The organism is Paenibacillus sp. FSL R7-0163 (assembly GCF_037969975.1).
GTDB classification, from domain to species: Bacteria; Bacillota; Bacilli; order Paenibacillales; family Paenibacillaceae; genus Paenibacillus_AQ; species Paenibacillus_AQ odorifer.
The window spans coordinates 2,442,992-2,463,118 of record NZ_CP150224.1; the positions used below are offsets into that span (position 1 = coordinate 2,442,992).

Sequence of the window (20,127 nt, forward strand, 5' to 3'; positions counted from 1 at the left end):
TTAGAGATTTGACACTATTTGCACATTTATCGCCTATTGAGCACGGTTTCGGACACCAGTGTAACTATTCCTTTGGGAGAGGTTCAAACGCAGTTAGAGCCTTACAACACCTTTTGTTGTTTCTCATGCATTCCACGACTAATTTCCTCAGTGACACTTATCCTCTGTTTACTTTTATTACGGATAATCCAAACGAACACTAAAGTGATGAGCAGCGGATAGCCTATCGCCCAACCCGTAAAAGGAAACACAGCAGCTGTTGCTAAAAAAGAAATCCAGCTTATCGTCACACCTAAGCGACTTCCTTTGAGCAGGCGTATCCCTGCGGCACACCCTCCGATATAAGTCAGGATAAAAGTAGCATTCGGAAACTGAATCAGAGTGGTGATGGAGATGGATCCGCTGCCATACAGTGTCATCACCGATACAAAACAGAGCAGAAGAAAAGCTATGCCACCGATAGGGGTATGGTATAGTTTGGATATTTTACCCATCCATTTCGGTGCGGAGCCTTGGCGCGATAAAGCATAAGCCACACGTGAGGCAGCTCCTGCATAGGCAATAATTGTGGCTGTACAGATGAACAGACCGGTAAGTCCGGCGATAAATCCTCCCCAGCGCCCAAGAGGCTGACTAATAATCCAGACGAGTGATGTGCTTGCTCCACCTTTGAGGTAGCTTTGTGTACCAACAGTTGCTAGTGCGGAGAGAAAATATAGAATCCCTACTATAATAGCGGCGATGGTGACCCCTTTAACGGCGGCACGCTGTGGGTCCTTGAACTCCTCAGATAGGTGTGAGACAGCTTCCCAGCCAATAAAACACCAGAATAAGATTGCTGCAGCCTGGCCAATGCTCATCCATCCATGTGGGACAAAGGGAGTGAAGTGTTCGACTTCCATGCGGGGCAGTGCAGTAGCAAAGGAGAAGACCAGCACAGCAACAATCGCTATTACTACCGCTATCTGTACCTTTCCAGCGACCTGCATGCCAATCCAGTTCGTAATCAGACCAATGACCAGCATAATAGCGGCGATAGTAATTCTCGCAGATTCGTCCCAGCCCATAGCGGCTGTCATATAACCCGCTCCAGTCAGTGCAGCAACAGGTGCACCTATCGGAACGGACATCAGAAAAAACCATCCCACCAGTGAGCCAGCTTTTGGACCAAAAGCAAGCGTTACAAAATGGGACACGCCTCCAGCGTTAGGGAATTTAGCAGAGAGCAGACCCATTGATAAGGCCATCGGCAAAATCAGCAACGACATAAATCCCCACGCCAGTAATGAAGCGGGACCCGCCATTTCTGCAGCCAAACCAGGAACAATTAAGACCCCAGAACCCAACACAGCCCCGATGTAAAGGGCAATAGCCTGAGGCATGCCAATGTTTTTTTGTAAAGTGTTTGAAGCGGATTCCTTCATGTTTTTTTATCCTGCTTTCCTTGTCTTTTTTTCTAGAGTAGCAGATAATAGATCCATTGGAAAAACAGAATTTTTGAATAGTATCCATTCGATATTCCGATGGTTCATTTTCATTTAGGGGGAAATTCATGGAGTCACGTCATCTTTTTACCTTTTTAGTGGTAGTGGAGACGGGCAGTTTTACTAGAGCAGCACAGAAGCTTGATTATGCACAGTCCAGTATTACTGCACAAATCCAAGCACTAGAGTCTGAAATTGGCCAGCCATTATTTGATCGGATCAGTAAAAAGATTATTCTAACCGACGCAGGCCGTCGTTTGCTTCCGTTCGCACAGGAAATATCCAGAATGCACAATTTAGCACAGGACGCGTTACGCTCGGATAGTGAACTAACGGGTTCTTTGCGGATTGGGGCTCCTGAATCTCTGGCTGCTTTTCGCTTACCAGGCATTATTAAGGAGTTTCGTGCTAAATATCCGCAGGTGCAAATTATTCTGAAGCCTGGAGCTTGCTGGGAACTATCAGATTTTGTCCGTTCGGGTGAACTGGATTTAGCGTTCTTATTGCAACCTGAGACGGAAGATAAAGATTTAAATATAGAAACATTAGTACATGAGCCGATGACGCTGATCGCAGCGCCAGATCATCCCTTATTAAACGTTGCTGAGGTAGAACCCCTTCATTTAAAAGGAGTGACCATACTTCATACCGAAACTGGCTGTTCCTACCGGACTTTATTTGAACGGCATTTGAACAGTTACGGTGTATTTCCTGACCCCACGTTAGAGTTTTGGAGTATCGAGGCGATAAAGCAATGTGTAATGGCTGATCTTGGCATTGCCTTTCTTCCATTAATTACTGTAAAAAATGAACTGGCTGAAGGCAAACTTGCCAGATTAAATTGGAATGATGAATCACAGCGTGTGGCGACGCAGATCGCCTATCATCATAAAAAATGGAAATCGCCCGTGCTTACGGAGTTCTTACTTGCAATAAAAAAACATGCTGAGCAATGGAGATGTCTAATATAGATCAACATTAACAAGGAGGCTCTAAGGCATGAATGAGTGGTGTGAAGACTACGAAGAAGGGCTGGAGGCCTTTCTCATCTGGATGAAGGATGCCGGGTACACTCCCTATACGCAAAAATCCTATTTAGTAGATGTGAAACAGTTTTTAGACAGTCTGAATGGTAAAAAGCTTGAGACAGTGAAGAAGCTGCATGTCATTTCCTTTTTGACCTCTGTCCGCGAAAGTGGAGTGAGTGATGCCACCCGTAACCGGAAGCATGCTGCGATTAACTGTTTTTTCAAGGCATTGATTGAGCTGGAATTACTTCAAAACAACCCGGCAGCCGGAATTAAGAAATCCAAAACTGAGATCAATCGTGAGCCGGTTTACTTAGATGAAAGTGATCTGGGGCGGTTTTTATCTTCTATAGATGGTAAATACAAAAAGCGTAATTTAGCAGTTTTTTTGTTGATGTCCTATATGGGGCTTCGGGTGGGGGAAGTCCACACGCTGAATTTGAGTGATTATAATGTAGAAAGACATTCCCTCCGTGTGTTTGGGAAGGGGCGTAAATGGCGTAATGTGCCAGTTCCCGAGGATGTAGTGCCTTTTCTCGACTCCGCGTTAGCAGAAAGGTTAGACCCTTGGCGCAGTAAAGAGGAAGCGATGTTCATTTCACAAAAAGGACGCAGGTTGTCTATCCGAGGCATTCAGCAAATCGCAGCAGATACCTTCGATCGTTTCCAAAGGGATGTGCCAGCAGCACAGCGACGCCCGTATTCAAGCCATAAGCTCCGACATTCTTTTGCAACCATGCTGCTGAGAAAAGGGGCAGATCTGCGTACCGTACAGGAACTGCTAGGTCACTCCTCGATCCAGACTACAACCGTATACACACATATCACGAGTCGTGAGAAGGAAGAGGCCATGTCTAAATTACAAATCCAGCTGTGATTGAAAAGAAAGCAACCTCCTTAGAAAATCGATAACAAAAAATAACTTGTTATTATAACGGTATTGATTTATTCTAACAGTTATTAAGAGTTTTATAGGAGGTCCTAATCGTGAAGAATGTTTTTCTAAAAGGGATGACTTATGGCTGGGGATCAAAACGAGGTGAATACCGTACAGAATATGCAGAAGATTCGATGAGAAAGCTGGCAGAGACAGGTAGTGAATGGATTGCCTTATCTTTTTGGACATGGCAAGACACTGTGCATTCAACAGAAATTCATTATGATTACGGTTACACGGTGACTGATCGTGATCTCGCACATGCGGTACAACTGGCAAAACAGCTTGGTCTTAAAGTTTGTCTTAAACCTGTAGTGAATTCGAGGGATGGCATTTGGAGAGCTAGGATTGGATTTCCGGAAGAGGGAGATGTTTATTGGGCAGCATGGTTCCGTTCTTATACTAATTTCATTAAACACTACGCAGAGTTGGCGGAAGAAATTGAATGTGAGATGTTCTGTATCGGCTGCGAAATGGTCGGCACAGAGTCTAGAACTGCGGAATGGAGACAATTGATTCAAGAGGTCACCAATCTTTATACAGGGCCGATCATTTATAATGCCAATCATGGCAAAGAAGAAGGAATCGAGTGGCTGGATGAGGTGGATTTTATCGGAACCAGCGCTTATTATCCGGTAGCTTCAGTGCCGGGAGATTCTTATGAGAATATGCTGGCTGGTTGGGAGCGGCAGAAACCGCGGCTTAAGTCACTCTCTGAGCGATTTGGCAAGCCTCTCGTATTCATCGAGATTGGCTGCCGAAGTGCTCATGGGTGTGCCGCCATGCCATGGGACTTTACATACACAGACTTACCATATTCAGAAGATGAACAGGCCAACTTCTATCGCTCAGCGCTGGAAGCATTCTGGAATGAACCTTGGTTTGCCGGTTACTTCTGGTGGGATTGGAGCACGAAATTGTATGACTTAGAAGAGGCTTCCATTGACCGTGGTTTTGATATTTATGGCAAAAAAGCCGAACAAGTTCTCAAAGAATATTATAAGCAAACTATCACTAAATAAATTGATAAAAAAGATCCGGAATTTCAGGTGAGCCTGGCCTGCTAAAGGATCTTTTTGTCATTGGCAGGCTAAGTTAATTCGTGTTATATTAAAAACCGTCCTTTTCATAGTGGAGGCAACGCTCCACATATAAGAAGGACGGTTTCTTGTGTCTTTTGTAGTCAAAAAGGGCTGTTTTCAGCCATATTCGCTTACAATTCTAGCTTAGCTATTTCTGCTTTTAGCTTCTCAGCGGATTTCTGGAATAAAGCCTGTTCGGTTTCATTGAGTGGGAGGTCCAGTACCTGTCGAACACCCGAGCGATCTACTACGCAAGGTGCACCGAGATAGACATCCGAAACCCCGTTATAGTTATTTAATAAAGTAGAAACATTCAACACGGCGCCTTCATTATGAAGAATGGAGACTACAATTCGGTCCAGTGCAAGCGCTATTGCATAAGAGGTTGAGCCTTTGGCATCAATTATTTCATAGGCTGCATTCTTGGTATCTTGGAAGATTTCTTCGCGTTCTGCTTCGTCAAAACCAAGATCAATCCCAGCTACATTCGCAAGACTCCAAACCGGAAGCTCTGAATCTCCATGTTCACCGATGATCTGTCCGTGAATACTGCGAGGATCGATTTCTTTGTGAAGACCGATCAAATAGCGAAAACGAGCACTATCAAGTACCGTACCAGAACCAATTACACGTCTGCGGTCAAACCCGCTTATTTTCAAAGTCGCGTAAGACAGAATATCTACAGGGTTAGTCGCAATAAGTAGAATGGCATGTTGGTTATACTTTGTAATTTTTTCAATGATATCTTTAAAAATTGAAATATTTTTACGAAGCAGATCTATCCGGGTTTCTCCCGGTTTTTGTGATGCACCGGCAGTTACTATAATGATATCTGCTTCACGGCAGTCTTCATAAGTACCAGCCCATAACTTCACACCACCGACAAAAGGCATGCCGTGATTCATATCCAGTGCTTCGCCAAGTGCTTTCTGATGATTAACGTCAATAAGTACGAGTTCGGGCATACGTCTACGTAACAATAATGTATAGGCTGTAGTTGTACCAACTGCTCCAGTACCGATAACTACGACCCGATTGGGTTTTGGGGGGGCCATGTCTCCATCTCCTTAATATTTCAAATTTTTGGTTTCAATCTTGTCCATCATAATCGTTAACGGTAGTGTTTTCAAGCTGATCTTATTTAATGCATTACCCTAATTAAGGCCATACTAAAATGTGATTTTTATTTCATTATCTTAGCAAGACTAGACAGGAGAGAATGTAAGGATGGATTTATTTCGTAAAAAGGCTCTAAACATACCCACAAGTTCTGAGGGGACGCAGTTAAACAAGACGTTGGGTGCCCTGGATCTAACAATGCTTGGGGTAGGAGCCATTATCGGCACAGGTATTTTTGTAATGACAGGAGTTGCCGCAGCAGAACATGCAGGTCCTGGTCTTATAATTTCTTTTTTACTGGCGGCGTTTGCCTGTGTGCTCTCGGCATTATGTTATTCGGAATTTGCTTCGACCATTCCTGTTTCCGGGAGTGCTTATGCTTATAGTTATGTAGCCTTTGGAGAACTATTAGCTTGGATCTTAGGCTGGGATCTCGTCTTGGAATACGGAGTTGCCGCAGCGGCTGTAAGCAGTGGCTGGTCAGGGTATTTTCAGGGGTTATTAGAGGGCTTTGGGATACATCTCCCAACTGCACTATCGGGGGCTTATAATCCGGAAGCGGGTACAATAATAAATCTGCCTGCAGTAATCATCATTTTGTTAATTTCCTATTTACTGACTCGGGGAACGAAAGAAACGGCACGTTTTAACGCCATCATGGTCTTTATCAAAATAGCAGTGGTGCTTCTATTTATCGTAACTGGATTTTTCTATGTGAAGCCAGAGAATTGGACTCCATTTCTCCCCTTTGGATACCATGGCGTGATCAATGGCGCGGCCACAGTGTTTTTTGCCTACATAGGTTTTGATGCGCTAGCAACCGCTGCAGAAGAGGTGAAAAGACCCCAACGCGATTTGCCGATTGGAATTATTTCATCCCTTGCTATCTGCACTGTCTTGTACGTTCTTGTCTCACTCGTATTAACAGGTATTGTTCCATATACTGATCTCAATGTTAGTGATCCTGTATCATATGCGCTTCGCTTTGTAAATCAGGATATGATTGCCGGTCTGATCTCTGTTGGAGCCATCGCGGGAATGACTACAGTACTCCTCGTGATGTTATTCGGTCAAACCCGGCTGTTATTTGCCATCTCACGTGATGGCCTACTGCCAATAAGTTTATCTAAGATTAATGCTAAAACACAGGTACCCGTACGAAGCACATGGATGGTAGGCATCTTAATAGCCGTGTTAACGGGTTTCATCCCACTGGATCGGTTGGCAAATCTGACAAGCATAGGAACATTGTTTGCCTTTTTTGTAGTGTCTTTAGGGGTAATCGCGCTTAGATATATTCATCCGGATTTAAAAAGAGGGTTCAGAGTTCCTTGGGTACCTTTCATTCCGCTGTTAAGTGCGGCAACTTGTGGTATTTTGATGTATAATCTAGGAAGTGAGACATGGATTGGTTTTCTAATTTGGACAGTTGTTGGACTTCTAATCTATGCACTATACGGCTATCGTAATAGTAATTTGAATCATAAATAAGATTCAATCCATCCGAGAGGAGAGAGGTTATTGGCATCTAAGATTGCTGGATTGAAGGGAATAAGATTAATATTGATGCTGATTTTGTTAGCGTGGGTGGTCACGGCTTGTTCATCTCCTCCCCCGGAACCTACTCAGCAGCCCCAGCCGACAGAGGCACCTGAAGAAGGACAGACGATAACCCTGATTACTCCAGACGCCAATCATGTTGACAATGATAGCGCTCCGAAATATCAAATTCAGACTCGTCTTACAGATTTTCAGCTGCTTAGTGAAAGTGAAGGTCTGGCCTGGGGGGTTACCAAAAACGAACTCCGGTTGTACTTAACCCGGGATAACGGAGCAACTTGGGCTAATATTTCACCAGCACCAAATGTGCAGTTCCTCTCCAACCCTGTGTATGGGAAGGGGATTTTCTTCACGGATCCATCACATGGTTGGATTATAAGAAGTGCTTTTGGCTCGACAGAAACGATTGTGCTGCGAACCACAGATGGTGGCCAAAGCTGGAAAATCTCATCTTTAGGAGATGTTAATACAGTATCCTCTGTATATTTCAACTCACCAAAACGGGGTTGGCTGATGACCTCATGGAACGCTTCTTCCAATAAAGAGAACAAGGCACTTTTTTCAACGACAGACGGTGGGGCCACTTGGGAAGAAGTGATGCAGAATGAGCAATACAATCCGAATTTCCCTAATGATTCGATACCGTTTGCCGGCGTCACCACTGGAATGATTTTTCGCAATAGTACACATGGATTTGTGACAATGCAGACAGGTGCTCTTCCCAAAATCTTTATGACAAAAGATGGCGGTAAGAGCTGGAGCCTCGGGCCGGCTTTTCTGGTTAACGAACGTTTAGAGGATTGTGACCGAGTAATTACGGGCAAACCGGAGTTCTTCGATGCCAGTAAGTCTACTGGTTGGATGTCTGTTGGCTGCCAAAAGGATAAAGAAAAAACAATCGCCTACCATGGATATTTTACAGCTAACGGAGGTGCTAACTGGAAATTTGCATCCTTTGGATTGAACGCACAAGCTGGTGTTAATCGTCAAATTACTCCGACGTTTTTGAACTCACAGATCGGTTGGACCATACTCGGCGACACTCTTTACCATACGGTTGATCAAGGAGCTACGTGGTTGCCCCTTAAAGAGAGTAGTGTATTGCGATCTAAACTTCTGGAATATCCGGAGATTGTAAAGCTGCAGTTTTTTTCCACTGAGGTGGGGTGGCTTTTGATTGAGAAAAAAGAGGACAAGCGCTCGATACTGTTACAGACTACGAATGGTGGTATCAGCTGGCGCGTAATGTAATAAGGAAAAAGAACCTGCCTGTTGGTAGGTTCTTTTGTTGTTAGCAGAGTGGGGGTTTATTGTTGTTTGTGAATGATTGAATATAAGGAAAAAACTTATTTAAAATTTTCTTTATAAATGTGAAAAAAATCACATGACATTTAAAGAATCCTGTGATATATTTAACACATAGAAAACAAGTTCAAATTTTCACAAACTCAGACATCGAATAGGAGAGATTACAATGAAAACATTCGAAACAGATTATATGACAAGAAACCTTTTGCAACTTTGCTACAACTGTGATGACGCTCATCTTTGTGAAACTGAAGAACAATGCAGAGCTTGCTGGGCTGAAAATGGAATGTTAGATGATCAGACAGACGAAACTAAGAAATTGCTAGACCTAGTTCATGCTTAATTTAATTACTGAAAACTCTGTATAGAGACCACTCGAATTCTTGATTTTTAAGAAAACGAAGTGGTCTTTTTGCATCTAGTCTCACTTATTTAATGCTTTCTGGACTAGATGAGGCATATACATGTACAGAAGTACCCAGAACGCAGCAATTAGGCTGAATTACAAGGGGAAGAAGGGGGAAACTGTCATGGGAATGGGCCCGGATCTTTCGTGGATGTTTGATTTTGCCGGAACGGTGATGCCGATCTTTATCGTTGTTATGATTGGTATTCTTGCTATATCAGCAGGCAGGGGCTTGCTTCAATGGGGCAGGAACAATGGCTCACCCATACTAACAATCCCTGCACATATCGTTAGCAAACGGACTGAAGTACGTCAGCAGCAGCTTCAGGAAGAGAATGGCTCAACTCGTACGAGTACAACTTACTATTTAACGTACGAGCTGGAAGGCGGCAGTCGCATGGAATTTAAAGTAGATGGCCATGAATATGGCTTGAGCGCAGAAGGCGATAGAGGAATGCTTACTTATCAAGGAACTAGATATCATGGATTCCAACGACAGCCACAATACTCAACTGCGGAGTAGTCATTTGTATTAAATCAAAACAGCGATCCTCATGCTAATGGAGGATCGCTGCTTTGCGTTTTGGTTATGTACAATTCAAGTTCATTGACCCTGTAGCTCTCAAAGCTCACTGATCCCGTAGCGCTCAAAGCTCACTGTAGGTGCGATCATCTATTAAGTGTCAGATATTCATTACCCTCTTACCTTACGGACCCAGATGACGTTATTTGTAATTTCACAGCCTTTTGAGCCTAGTTTCGGACTCCAATGCAGCTATTCATTAGAAAGATGCTTATAATCGGTGCTTTGCGGGCCAATAGGGGCTTTGGGGTCCGATAGAATCCCAAAAGTGGATTAATATCGCGAATAAGGTCGGCTGTGTCCGATAGCGCCTTCTGAGCGGACGTTTACGTGGATGCTGTTGCTGACGTTGAAGCTATTGCTGTTGCTAACAAGGACATCGACGCTGACGTGTACATTGTGGCTAAAACCGACAACGATTCCAGCACCGATTCGACGCTAAAACCGACGCCGACCCTGATGCTGCCACCAACATCGACTCAGACGCTAACGCTGTCGTTAACGAGGACATCGATGCTGACGCTGACTTTGTCGCTAACACCGCAGCTGCCCCCGACTCTTACGCTGTAACGCGAATGTAATTGGGCAAACGCAGCTTAGAGTGTAGATAAAGGGGATTTGCTGAGTGGTTAAAAGGAAAAATCCCTACTCTAAAAAATAGGCGGGAACTGTCACCTCTTAGGCGAATGCACATACTATACAGCATGCAGTTAAGAACGAGGTTGCTACAAGAAGTGACCCCAAGGAGGAGACAGCGTGGCCGTCATCAAAACGAACTCGGAAGATGTGAAGGTGCTGGCGCGGTTGATGAGAGCGGAAGCTGAGGAAGATGGAGAACTCGGTATGCTCATGGTCGGCAATGTTGGCGTCAACCGGATTCTTGGCAATTGCTTGGACTTTAATAACATTCGGAATGTGAATGACATGGTCTATCAAAGTCCAGGAGGTTTCGAAGCGCCGCAGAAGGGATACTTCTATCAGCGAGCCAGAGAAGCAGATATCCGTCTAGCCAAACGTGTAATTGCAGGTGAAAGAACCTGGCCAGCTACCAATGCTTTGTGGTTCTTCAGACCCGCAGGTGATTGTCCTGCAACCTGGTATAACCAACAAAACACAGGCCGCTTCAAAGCCCATTGCTTCTTTACTCCGACCGGAGAAGATTGCCCGACTGTATTTATCGGCAATTAGAATGGTAACTGTGCAAAGAGAATTACTCAATAAAATGAGTAATTCTCACAGAAAGTAAGAGTGATTTCAATTGTGTCCAAAGGAGTTTATGCTCCGATAAACATTTAGGAGGTTTCATTAAATGATCGTTCAACCTTACCGCCCCGTAACTTATACCATCGGTAGTGTCTCTTCTTCAGGTATGCCAATGTCTTCCGGAATGCCGATGTCATCAGGAATGCAAGGCATGGGCAGCATGCCACCTCAAGTAAGCAGTGGCAGTCCAATGACGCCAGGGGGAGTAGTAGTTCAGAATCCACCACAAACGTTCGAACAATCCTACATCGAAAATATTTTCCGCCTGAATTTAGGAAAAGTAGGTACGTTTTATTTTACTTATGAGAACAACAAAGACTGGAATGCCAAAGTTTACAAGGGTGTGCTGGAAGCGGCAGGCCGTGACCACATTATTATCAGTGACCCTGCGACTGGCCAACGCACCGTCTTACTTATGATTTATTTTGATTATGCTACCTTCGATGAGCCCCTTACTTATCAATACCCAGGTGTAATTGGCAATCCTCCAACGATGAGAAATTGTCGCTAAATGTAATCCATCTTCGATGAGAAGAACTCCAACGCCAAACGGTTAGGAGTTCTTTTTATTTGTGATTAATTTATGGAATAATCTTGATAATCACTGCCCATTTTTTTTCGAAAGGACACGCATGCTTGCGGTTTGCCCCAATATATTAATATAATAAAGTATATATTCAAAAACGTGATTCTAGACTGGAGATGAAACCATTGGGAAATTGATACTGAAAGGAACAAACGGCGAGCATTTTGCCAATACTCTGAAAAAACGAAGGAGGTGGGCCTATCCATCCATGTACGGAAAATGGTGGATAGGAGTATAAATTGAGCGACCCTTTACCCGGTATATTACATGTTGGTCTTATTATTTTGTTGGTATTGTTAAATGGATTTTTTGTTTCAGTCGAATATGCAATGGTGAAAGTGCGAAGTGGTAGAATTGATACCCTGATTGAAGAAGGTAGTAAAAAAGCTTTTAATGCAAAAAGCATTGTCAGCAACCTGGATGGCTATCTCTCAGCCTGTCAGCTCGGCATTACATTGGCTTCACTTGCATTAGGGTGGCTGGGTCAACCAGCTATAGCTAATCTTATAGGACCTTTATTAGGAAGCATAGGTTTAGGAGAAACTGCTGTTAATGTTGTATCTTTGGTTATTGCTCTTATGTTCATTACTATCTTGCATATCGTATTAGGTGAGCTTGCACCTAAGACCATTGCTGTTAACAAGGCTGAATCTGTCCTTTTACTAACAGCAGGACCGATGAATGTATTTTACAAAATCATGTATCCAGTGATATGGATCGTTAATGGGCTGGCGCGTGGTTTACTGCAAATTTTCCGATTAGCCCCGGCTTCAGAGCTGGGAACGGCGCATACGGAAGAAGAAATTCGTATTATCATGCAGGAAAGTAACAAAAGCGGCTTTATCGATAATACTGAAATGGCTTTGGTTGACAATATTTTTGAATTTGTGGATACCATGGCTCGGGAGATCATGATTCCGCGGACAGAGATGATCTGTCTGAATAATCATGTTTCTGCTGAGGAGAACCTTGAGATTGCCTATGATGGCATGAGGACACGTTATCCCGTCTGTGATGGTGATAAGGATCATATTTTAGGCTTCATCCATATAAAGGACTTAATTAAGGATCGCCCGCAAAGTTATCAGAAATTAATTCGTCCAATATTAACCGTGCCGGAATCCATTCAGATTAGCGCTTTGCTGAAAGTTATGCAGCGTGCGAAGACACAAATCGCCATATTGATCGATGAATATGGTGGAACTTCAGGAATGGTGACATTGGAAGATATCATGGAGGAAATTGTTGGAGAAATTCAGGATGAATTTGATGAGGAACGTCCCGGTGTTGAGAAGCTTGGCGAGGATGAACACTCCATTGACGGTTTGATGCTTATTGAAGAGATTAATGATCTTTTGGGTCTTCATATGGAGACTGAGGATTACGATACGATAGGCGGCTGGCTGTATTCTAAATTGGAGGTTAATCCACCTCAAAAAGGGCAATCCGTAGAATTTGATGATCATCTATTTATTGTAGAAGAGACTGAGAATAAGCGAATTTCTCGAATTAAGCTATTGCGGTTACAGTTATTGAATGAAGAAGCTGGAGCTTGATGGAATTATATATTTTTAAAATAAGAGCAGCGTTTCTCCTTTTGGAGTCACGCTGTTTTTTTTGACTATACTGTTTGCCAAAAAGAGATTAATAATTATATAATTTTAAATGTATATGATAAAAACTACATTAGTCCCTAGAGGACAGAAAGGAATTCTCCTTGAGTAAACCTAAAAAAAGTCCAAATGTTCCCCAGTTGAGCAAACAAGAGAAACGACGGGTAGAACAGGAGCAACAGAAGCAGAAAACGAGAATTTTAGTTATTAGTTCAATAGCTGTAGTAGTTATCATTTTTGTTGGATTGTTTATGTTAGCTTCGAAAGATGCAGCAAAGAATGTCTCTACAGGAGAACCGGTAGAATTCAATTACAGTGAGCTACCTAGGATTGGTAATGAGGATGCACCTGTTAAGCTTGTTGAATTTGGCGATTTCAAATGTCCAGCTTGTTCCCAGTTTGCTGGCTCCATGAAACCGAAAATTGTTCAAGATTTTGTCAACGAGGGAAAAGCAGCTCTTTACTTTGTAAATATGGCTTTCGTTGGTCCTGACTCTGAGACAGCTTCACTAGCTGCATTGTCTGTATACCATCAGAATAAGGATGAATTCTGGAAGTTCTATGATGCTGTATATGCGCAGCAAGGGGATGAGAGCGACGAATGGGCCACTGAGGATTTCTTGATAAGCCTTGCTGAAAAAGAGAAATTAGCGATCGATTACGATCTGTTGCGTAAAGACATCCAAGAGAAAACTTATGCAGATGAGCTGAAGAAAGACATTCAGTTGGCAACTGACGCAGGCGTGACAACTACGCCTTCGCTCTACATTAATGGGGTGAAAACGGCTGAACCTTTCGATATTGAAGCGATTACATCTGAAATTAACACCGCCGCAAAAGCAGTGGAGGCAAAGTGACAAAATTCCTATCTTTTTGCAAGCGTAACTGCCTCTATCTGGCCTGGTTTGTCTCTTTGGTTGCTGTAGCTGGTAGCTTGTATTTAAGTGAAGTCTTGAAATATGAACCTTGTAAGCTTTGCTGGTTTCAGCGGATTTTTATGTATCCGCAGTTATTTTTGTTGGGAATTGCCACTTTCCGTGGAGATAAGCGCATCATTCCTTATGTGCTTCCATTAAGTTTGATTGGTGGCAGTATCTCAATCTATCATTATGCGGAACAGAAGATTCCAGCGTTAAGTAAAGTTCTACCTTGTACAATTGGTGTTCCTTGTAATAAAGATTACTTGAACTACTTCGGATTTATTACGATTCCTTTGTTAGCTTTAATCGCTTTTGCTCTAATTAGTCTCCTTCTTTGGTATGGACGTAAGGAAGAAGAAATGATTGAAGTAGATGCAGAGGAGAGCTTAGGATTTTAGTTTTCGCTTTGGAAGTTACAAAAAAGCTGAAAAGGTATTAAAATCACGGGCTAGAGGGATAATTGAAGATAATGAAAGAGAGCATCCAATAAGACGCTATATTTGAGCTTATTGGATGTTTTTTCATTCTTTTTTCATTTTTTTCAACGCTTTACTGTAGGCACTTTGTAGACTAATATTAGACCTTGTGAGAAGTTGAATATGCGCTGAATTTTCTTAGGAAAAACGGGGGAACCAAACTTGGCATTCATGCCAATGGGGTGAATCGGAACCGGGTCGAACAGACCTGTACCGTAGGGCTATAACCACAGCCCGAATCCGCCAGCTAACCTCGTAAGCAAGGTGGGAAAATGACCATGCATAAGCATGCGGATCATTTCCGTATGCTTATTTTTGTGTCTGCATTTATGAAATCCACCGATGAAAACAGCGCACGGAAATTCCGTTTCAGCTCCCAAAGAAAGGAACTGTATCCACCATGGTAAGCAAGGTAAAACGACTATTGATCGGACGTCCGATGAAGTCGAATGAACTCGATCATGAAAAGTTATCCAAGGTTAAAGCACTGGCTGTCCTGTCTTCTGATGCGCTCTCGTCTGTAGCCTACGGAACGGAACAAATACTGATTGTACTGGTGGCTGCCGGGTTTACTGCCATCTGGTATTCCCTGCCAATTGCATTAGCCGTATTGGGCCTGCTGGCCATCCTGATTTTATCCTATCGGCAGACGATTTTTGCTTATCCGCAAGGAGGCGGAGCTTATATCGTAGCCAAGAGCAATCTTGGTATTCCGACAGGGCTGCTCGCTGGGGGTTCATTATTGGTGGATTACATTCTTACCGTAGCGGTTAGTGCCTCGGCAGGGACGGATGCGATCACATCGGCTTTTCCAAGTCTTCATAATCATACTGTTCTCATCGCTGTATCTGTTATCGTTCTATTAACAATCATTAATCTTCGCGGAGTGACTGAATCGGCTTCGTTCATCGCAATTCCAGTGTATTTGTTTGTGGTTTCGATTGTTGTTCTGATTATCTCCGGTATCGTTAAATATGCAATGGGTGGCGCGCATGCGAATGTTCCTGAAATAGGCAGCGCCGTATCTAATGTAAGTTTGTTTCTACTATTAAAAGCGTTTAGCTCTGGTTGTTCAGCCCTAACGGGGGTTGAGGCCGTATCTAATGCGATCCCAAACTTTAAAGCACCGGCTGAGAAGAATGCAGCCAAGACGCTAATGATCATGGGACTTATCCTTGGCTTTATGTTTACCGGAATCACTGTGCTGGCGTATTGGTATGGTATTGTGCCAGATGAAAAGGCTACGGTTGTCTCTCAGATCGCTGAATCGACCTTTGGCCGTGGCGGATTGTACTTTTTCATTCAAGGGATTACAGCAGTGATTTTGTTCTTGGCAGCTAATACAGCATATTCAGCGTTTCCGCTGCTTGCCTTTATGTTTGCAAAAGATAAATATCTGCCACACGCATTTATGGTCCGTGGTGACCGCCTGGGCTTCTCAAACGGCATTATTTTTCTAGGAGTTATGTCTATCATACTTGTGGCTGCATTCCATGGGAATACGGAAGGTTTGATTCCACTTTATGCGGTAGGCGTGTTCATTCCTTTTACCTTATCCCAACTGGGGATGATGGTGCATTGGATCAAAACAAGACCTGCTGGATGGGTGAAAAGATTTGTTGTAAATACCATCGGTATGCTGACTACATTGACGATTACGCTTATATTTATTATTACTAAATTCTCAAGCGTATGGATGGCATTCATTTTCTTACCTGCTGTAATGTTCGTGTTCCACCGTATTCATAAGCACTATTTGAACACTGCGGATCAACTGCGTATATGTCCGGCTACTGATAAACCTATAATTAAAGGAAGTACTGTAGTTGTTCCTGTTGCAGGGGTTACACGTGCTGTATTACATTCCATCAGCTATGCGAAGTCTCTAACAGATAATGTTGTTGCTGTGTATGTAGGCTTTGATGAAGAAGACATTCATAAGATGGAGCAACGGTGGGAGGAATGGAATCCAGGCGTACGCCTGATTGTACTTCGCTCCAGATATCGTAGTATCATTCGTCCGTTAGTGAAGTTTATCGATACGGTTGAGTGGAAGACAGCTGCGACGGATCACATCACGATTCTGATTCCACAGTTTATTACCAAACATTGGTGGCAAGCCGTGCTTCATAATCAGACCAGCTTTTTAATCCGCTCGTATCTAATGAATCAAAAGGACGTTGTAGTAGCGACTGTCCCTTATCATTTAAATAAATAAGTAGAAGATTAAAGATGAGGTTATATCCGGAACGTTCGGAATATAACCTCTTTTGTATTTTATATGAAGGAAATTGTTGCAAATCCACAGAATTTGAAATTTATATGTTGACACAGAGAATGAGAATCAATATCATTTAAAAGTGAAGCAGAGGTAAAGGTCACCTTTGAATATCAAAGCAGTTACATATAGGAGGGTTTTTAATGTTTTGGCTTAACAGAAAAAGATCAGGAAGCATGAAAGTGACAATGAGCGGACTAATAGTGATGACGCTATTACTTTCCGCTTGTGGTAATAATAATGCTGAAAGTTCATCAAATGCAGGAACAGCGCCTACAACAGCTCCTACAGCAGAATCTACAGAGGCACCTGCTGCTCCTAAGACATTAACAGATGCAATGGGCCATGAAGTAACGATTCCGGCTAATCCACAGCGCGTCCTGGGTTCATATTTGGAAGACTCATTGGTAACTCTGGGTGTGACTCCAGTAGCTCAATGGTCAGTTACAAATGGCGTTCAGGATTATCTGGCCACTGAATTGAAGGATGTTCCTACAATTAGTTACGATCTTCCGTTAGAGGCTGTAACCAGCTTTGCTCCGGATCTTATTATCATCCCATCGGAGTCTTCTGTTCAGAACGGGATTTACGATCAGTTGAATAAGATTGCACCCACTTATGTAATTGGGGATGAACTAAATCAAGATTGGCGCAAATCTTTGCTCAAGATTGGTGAGATTTTGAACAAAACCTCTGAAGCAGAAAAAGCCATTAAAGATTATGATGTTAAAGCAGCGGCTGCGAAAGAACAGCTTGCAGGAGCTATTGGACAAGAGTCCGCGGCTATTCTATGGTTGGTGCAAAAAAACTTCTATATTGTAGACGAAACCCGCAGCAGTGGTGCTGTATTATATACAGACCTTGGCGTAAAGCTTCCTAACTTAGTAACAGAGATCCCAGTAGGAACAAGAGCAACTTGGAATCCAATCTCGCTAGAGAAGCTTTCTGAGCTGACTGCAGATCATATTTTCCTTGTAAATAGTGATAAGACTGAGGGTTCGGAGATCTTAGATAGTGCAATTTGGAAGGGCATCCCAGCTGTGAAAGCTGGAAATGTGCATGAAATGAGCTCAACAAGCAGCTGGCTTTACAGTGGTGCGAACGCTGGCAGCAAAATCATTGACGATGTGCTAAAAAGTCTTGTGAAATAAAAGTCGTAATTCACCATGAATGAGACTGATCATTTCGGTGGGGAAGGGCGTGCAGATCAAGTATCTCGTGATACAAAGATCTGCACCATTTTTTTATAAACCAATCCCATAGTACGGAAAAATCGTTCCTGCAATTGTACAACATAAATATTTTTGCGATAATGAGAATGATTGTTGTTATCATATAAACCATTGTAACTATTGAATAAGGAGACAACCCATGGTTTCACCCTCAGATTTCGCAAATCGTATTAACAATGAACCCAAAAAAGCTCTACATACCCGACCGGCAGCTGCCATTGGTATTCTTATTTTTGGACTTGCTGCCATTGCCTTCGGATTGGCACTTTCGGTCTCAGTGGGTGCGGCAGATATCAAGTTAGCTACGGTATGGGAAGCAATATTTCATTTCAATCCAGATTTACAAAAACATCAGGTGATTAGAGAACTGCGATTTCCACGTGCTATTGCTGGCGCCTTAGTCGGTGCTTGCTTCGCAGTAGCAGGGGCTATCATGCAGGGGATGACAAGAAACCCGCTTGCGGATTCAGGGCTGTTAGGCTTGAATGCAGGAGCAGGAGTAGCGCTGGCAATAGTATTTGCTTTTGCACCCTCACTCTCATTCACTTCACTAATGTTGTATTGCTTTATCGGTGCCGCTGTGGCCTCTTTTATCGTATTCGGAATCGGTTCGCTTTCTTTTAATGGCCTGACCCCCTTGCGATTGACACTAGCAGGTTCGGCAGTTAGTGCTTTATTGGTTGCTATTAGTCAGGGAGTAGCTATTCTTTTCAACTTATCTCAGGATATAGCCTTCTGGTTAGCCGGTGGGATGGGGGGAGCTAGCTGGACTCAGATCAAGATTATATTCCCTTGGGTGGCCGTAGCCTTAATTGCAGCGATGATGTTATCACGATCCGTTACATTGCTCAGCTTAGGAAGAGAAGTTGCGGTTGGTCTGGGGCAGCGGACAAGGTTAGTTCAGTTGGCATGTATGATTGTTGTGGTTATCTTAGCTGGAAGTGCGGTTTCAACGGTTGGCCCGATTGCTTTTATAGGACTAATTATTCCACATGTTACACGTTATTTCGTTGGAGTGGACTACCGCTGGATTATACCTTGCTCGGCTGTTCTGGGGAGCTTATTGATTATCTTTGCAGATATTGCCGCAAGAATGATAAATGCACCGTATGAGACACCGCTAGGAGCCTTAATTGCCATCATCGGCGTACCTTTCTTTATTTATTTAGCGAGTAAGCGGAAGGGGGAGCTGTAATGCCCAAAATAACCCTTACTCCAGATGAAAAAGAACGCCGTACACGCGCCCTAACGGTGTTATCGCTCCTTGCTATACTGATCGTCGTGGTGTTTATAGTCAGTATGAATACAGGGTTTATGCGTCTATCCCCACTGGAGGTATTACATACACTGCTGGGTGATGGAACACATCAGCAAAAGCTTATTTTATTTGATTTCAGATTACCCCGCATCGTAATTTCATTGTTAGTTGGAGCGGGCTTTGCAGTATCAGGCTGTATTCTACAAAGTCTCGCACGTAATGCACTCGCCGAACCGGCTACGCTGGGCATAAGTGCTGGTGCAGGTTTTGCTGTAATCATTTTTATCTCGTTCTTTCCGGCTACAACAGCAGCTCCGGTATTTGTCTTGCCTCTCCTAGCGCTTGGTGGGGCTGGCCTGACCGCAGCTTTAATCTATATTCTTGCCTACCGGAAGGCAGATGGTCTGTCTCCTACAAGGCTGATCCTTATCGGGATTGCGGTCGCTGCAGGAATCAATGCTTGCCAGCTTGTATTGGCACTTAGGCTTGATCCTAATAATTATCAATTTGTAGCTACTTGGATCGCCGGGAAAATATGGGGTGGGGATTGGAGATTCGTCCTTGCTTTGCTGCCTTGGATCGCGATTCTGTTACCGTTCGCCTTCTATAAAGCCCGGGTTCTAAATGTATTGAATCTAGGGGACCATACTTCATTAGGTCTAGGAATGCGTGTGGAGAAGGAACGTATTCTCCTTCTGGTAACAGCCGTAGCGCTTGCCGGCTCCTGCGTCGCAGTAAGCGGAGGTATTGGCTTCGTCGGCCTGATAGCACCACACCTGGCTCGCAGGCTCGTGGGACCCCGTCATCAGGTGTTATTACCTGCTAGTGCTTTGACAGGGGCGCTTCTTATGATTACCGCTGATACCATCGGCAGATGGGTGTTGCAACCTGCGGAAGTTCCTACTGGCATTGTGGTTGCGATTATTGGCGCACCTTACTTTTTATATTTACTCGCCAAGTCTAAAGCGTAAATTAGTTCATACTTAGGAGCAAA

At 43.5% G+C, this 20,127-nt stretch carries 19 protein-coding genes and 1 riboswitch; of the genes, 17 read left to right on the forward strand and 2 right to left on the reverse strand.

From position 1 onward, the window contains the following. Positions 1–101: 101 nt before the first annotated feature. Positions 102–1,424, reverse strand: a complete 1,323-nt coding sequence (locus NST45_RS10845) for an amino acid permease (RefSeq protein WP_036687567.1) — start codon at positions 1,422–1,424, stop codon at positions 102–104. 128 nt (positions 1,425–1,552) lie between these two features. Between NST45_RS10845 and NST45_RS10850 the strand changes: the two genes are divergently transcribed. The 3 genes from NST45_RS10850 (at position 1,553) to NST45_RS10860 (ending at position 4,471) form a co-directional block, all read left to right on the forward strand. Next, positions 1,553–2,455, forward strand: coding sequence for a LysR family transcriptional regulator (locus NST45_RS10850; protein WP_036687565.1), 903 nt, complete (start codon positions 1,553–1,555; stop codon positions 2,453–2,455). A 28-nt stretch (positions 2,456–2,483) separates the two neighbouring features. Further along, entirely contained in the window at positions 2,484–3,389 is a 906-nt protein-coding gene (locus NST45_RS10855; RefSeq protein WP_036687564.1) for a tyrosine-type recombinase/integrase, read from the forward strand. A 110-nt stretch (positions 3,390–3,499) separates the two neighbouring features. Then, the gene (locus tag NST45_RS10860; protein ID WP_235219553.1) at positions 3,500–4,471 is read left to right on the forward strand and encodes a glycosyl hydrolase family 53; all 972 of its coding nucleotides are present in this window, start codon (positions 3,500–3,502) and stop codon (positions 4,469–4,471) included. Between the two features lie 191 nt (positions 4,472–4,662). Here NST45_RS10860 and NST45_RS10865 read toward each other — a convergent pair whose 3' ends face one another. After that, entirely contained in the window at positions 4,663–5,586 is a 924-nt protein-coding gene (locus NST45_RS10865; protein WP_036687562.1) for an L-lactate dehydrogenase, read from the reverse strand. 172 nt (positions 5,587–5,758) lie between these two features. Between NST45_RS10865 and NST45_RS10870 the strand changes: the two genes are divergently transcribed. The 14 genes from NST45_RS10870 (at position 5,759) to NST45_RS10935 (ending at position 20,104) form a co-directional block, all read left to right on the forward strand. Continuing rightward, entirely contained in the window at positions 5,759–7,141 is a 1,383-nt protein-coding gene (locus NST45_RS10870) for an amino acid permease (RefSeq protein WP_036687561.1), read from the forward strand. Between the two features lie 30 nt (positions 7,142–7,171). Further along, positions 7,172–8,461 carry a hypothetical protein gene (locus NST45_RS10875; protein WP_036687559.1) on the forward strand — a complete coding sequence of 430 codons (1,290 nt, stop codon included), beginning with the start codon at positions 7,172–7,174 and terminating at the stop codon, positions 8,459–8,461. A gap of 223 nt (positions 8,462–8,684) precedes the next feature. Further along, entirely contained in the window at positions 8,685–8,861 is a 177-nt protein-coding gene (locus NST45_RS10880; RefSeq protein WP_169744776.1) for a hypothetical protein, read from the forward strand. A 193-nt stretch (positions 8,862–9,054) separates the two neighbouring features. Continuing rightward, positions 9,055–9,447: a DUF2500 domain-containing protein gene (locus tag NST45_RS10885; protein ID WP_036687780.1), complete on the forward strand. Its 393-nt coding sequence runs from the start codon at positions 9,055–9,057 to the stop codon at positions 9,445–9,447. A gap of 390 nt (positions 9,448–9,837) precedes the next feature. Continuing rightward, complete coding sequence (locus NST45_RS10890; RefSeq protein WP_076142195.1) at positions 9,838–10,077, forward strand: hypothetical protein; 240 nt, start codon at positions 9,838–9,840, stop codon at positions 10,075–10,077. A 186-nt stretch (positions 10,078–10,263) separates the two neighbouring features. Then, positions 10,264–10,695 (forward strand): cell wall hydrolase, encoded by a 432-nt coding sequence (locus NST45_RS10895; protein ID WP_036687557.1) that lies wholly within the window; start codon positions 10,264–10,266, stop codon positions 10,693–10,695. Positions 10,696–10,816: 121 nt separating this feature from the next. Next, on the forward strand, positions 10,817–11,281 hold the full coding sequence (gene gerQ / locus NST45_RS10900) for a spore coat protein GerQ (protein WP_036687556.1): 465 nt from the start codon (positions 10,817–10,819) through the stop codon (positions 11,279–11,281). A gap of 314 nt (positions 11,282–11,595) precedes the next feature. Continuing rightward, positions 11,596–12,912, forward strand: a complete 1,317-nt coding sequence (locus NST45_RS10905) for a hemolysin family protein (RefSeq protein ID WP_036687555.1) — start codon at positions 11,596–11,598, stop codon at positions 12,910–12,912. A gap of 161 nt (positions 12,913–13,073) precedes the next feature. Next, entirely contained in the window at positions 13,074–13,826 is a 753-nt protein-coding gene (locus NST45_RS10910; RefSeq protein WP_036687554.1) for a DsbA family protein, read from the forward strand. Continuing rightward, positions 13,823–14,287, forward strand: a complete 465-nt coding sequence (locus tag NST45_RS10915; protein WP_036687553.1) for a disulfide oxidoreductase — start codon at positions 13,823–13,825, stop codon at positions 14,285–14,287. Before NST45_RS10910 ends, NST45_RS10915 begins: the two co-directional genes overlap by 4 nt. A 194-nt stretch (positions 14,288–14,481) precedes the next feature. Beyond that, positions 14,482–14,641: riboswitch (cyclic di-AMP (ydaO/yuaA leader) on the forward strand. Positions 14,642–14,765: 124 nt separating this feature from the next. After that, positions 14,766–16,583: an APC family permease gene (locus NST45_RS10920; RefSeq protein WP_036687552.1), complete on the forward strand. Its 1,818-nt coding sequence runs from the start codon at positions 14,766–14,768 to the stop codon at positions 16,581–16,583. Positions 16,584–16,786: 203 nt separating this feature from the next. Next, complete coding sequence (locus NST45_RS10925; RefSeq protein WP_036687551.1) at positions 16,787–17,794, forward strand: iron-hydroxamate ABC transporter substrate-binding protein; 1,008 nt, start codon at positions 16,787–16,789, stop codon at positions 17,792–17,794. Between the two features lie 220 nt (positions 17,795–18,014). Next, the gene (locus NST45_RS10930; protein ID WP_051491521.1) at positions 18,015–19,070 is read left to right on the forward strand and encodes an iron ABC transporter permease; all 1,056 of its coding nucleotides are present in this window, start codon (positions 18,015–18,017) and stop codon (positions 19,068–19,070) included. Then, entirely contained in the window at positions 19,070–20,104 is a 1,035-nt protein-coding gene (locus tag NST45_RS10935) for an iron ABC transporter permease (RefSeq protein WP_036687550.1), read from the forward strand. The genes NST45_RS10930 and NST45_RS10935 overlap by 1 nt, the downstream gene beginning before the upstream one ends. Positions 20,105–20,127 lie beyond the last annotated feature (23 nt).

Excerpts from the sequence above, each read along its gene's own strand:
- NST45_RS10845 (WP_036687567.1), bottom strand. The coding sequence starts at position 1,424 with ATGAAGGAATCCGCTTCAAACACTTTACAAAAAAACATTGGCATGCCT.
- NST45_RS10850 (WP_036687565.1), top strand. The coding sequence starts at position 1,553 with ATGGAGTCACGTCATCTTTTTACCTTTTTAGTGGTAGTGGAGACGGGC.
- NST45_RS10855 (WP_036687564.1), top strand. The coding sequence starts at position 2,484 with ATGAATGAGTGGTGTGAAGACTACGAAGAAGGGCTGGAGGCCTTTCTC.
- NST45_RS10865 (WP_036687562.1), bottom strand. The coding sequence starts at position 5,586 with ATGGCCCCCCCAAAACCCAATCGGGTCGTAGTTATCGGTACTGGAGCA.
- NST45_RS10870 (WP_036687561.1), top strand. The coding sequence starts at position 5,759 with ATGGATTTATTTCGTAAAAAGGCTCTAAACATACCCACAAGTTCTGAG.
- NST45_RS10880 (WP_169744776.1), top strand. The coding sequence starts at position 8,685 with ATGAAAACATTCGAAACAGATTATATGACAAGAAACCTTTTGCAACTT.
- NST45_RS10885 (WP_036687780.1), top strand. The coding sequence starts at position 9,055 with ATGGGCCCGGATCTTTCGTGGATGTTTGATTTTGCCGGAACGGTGATG.
- gerQ (WP_036687556.1), top strand. The coding sequence starts at position 10,817 with ATGATCGTTCAACCTTACCGCCCCGTAACTTATACCATCGGTAGTGTC.
- NST45_RS10920 (WP_036687552.1), top strand. The coding sequence starts at position 14,766 with ATGGTAAGCAAGGTAAAACGACTATTGATCGGACGTCCGATGAAGTCG.
- NST45_RS10925 (WP_036687551.1), top strand. The coding sequence starts at position 16,787 with ATGTTTTGGCTTAACAGAAAAAGATCAGGAAGCATGAAAGTGACAATG.
- NST45_RS10930 (WP_051491521.1), top strand. The coding sequence starts at position 18,015 with ATGGTTTCACCCTCAGATTTCGCAAATCGTATTAACAATGAACCCAAA.
- NST45_RS10935 (WP_036687550.1), top strand. The coding sequence starts at position 19,070 with ATGCCCAAAATAACCCTTACTCCAGATGAAAAAGAACGCCGTACACGC.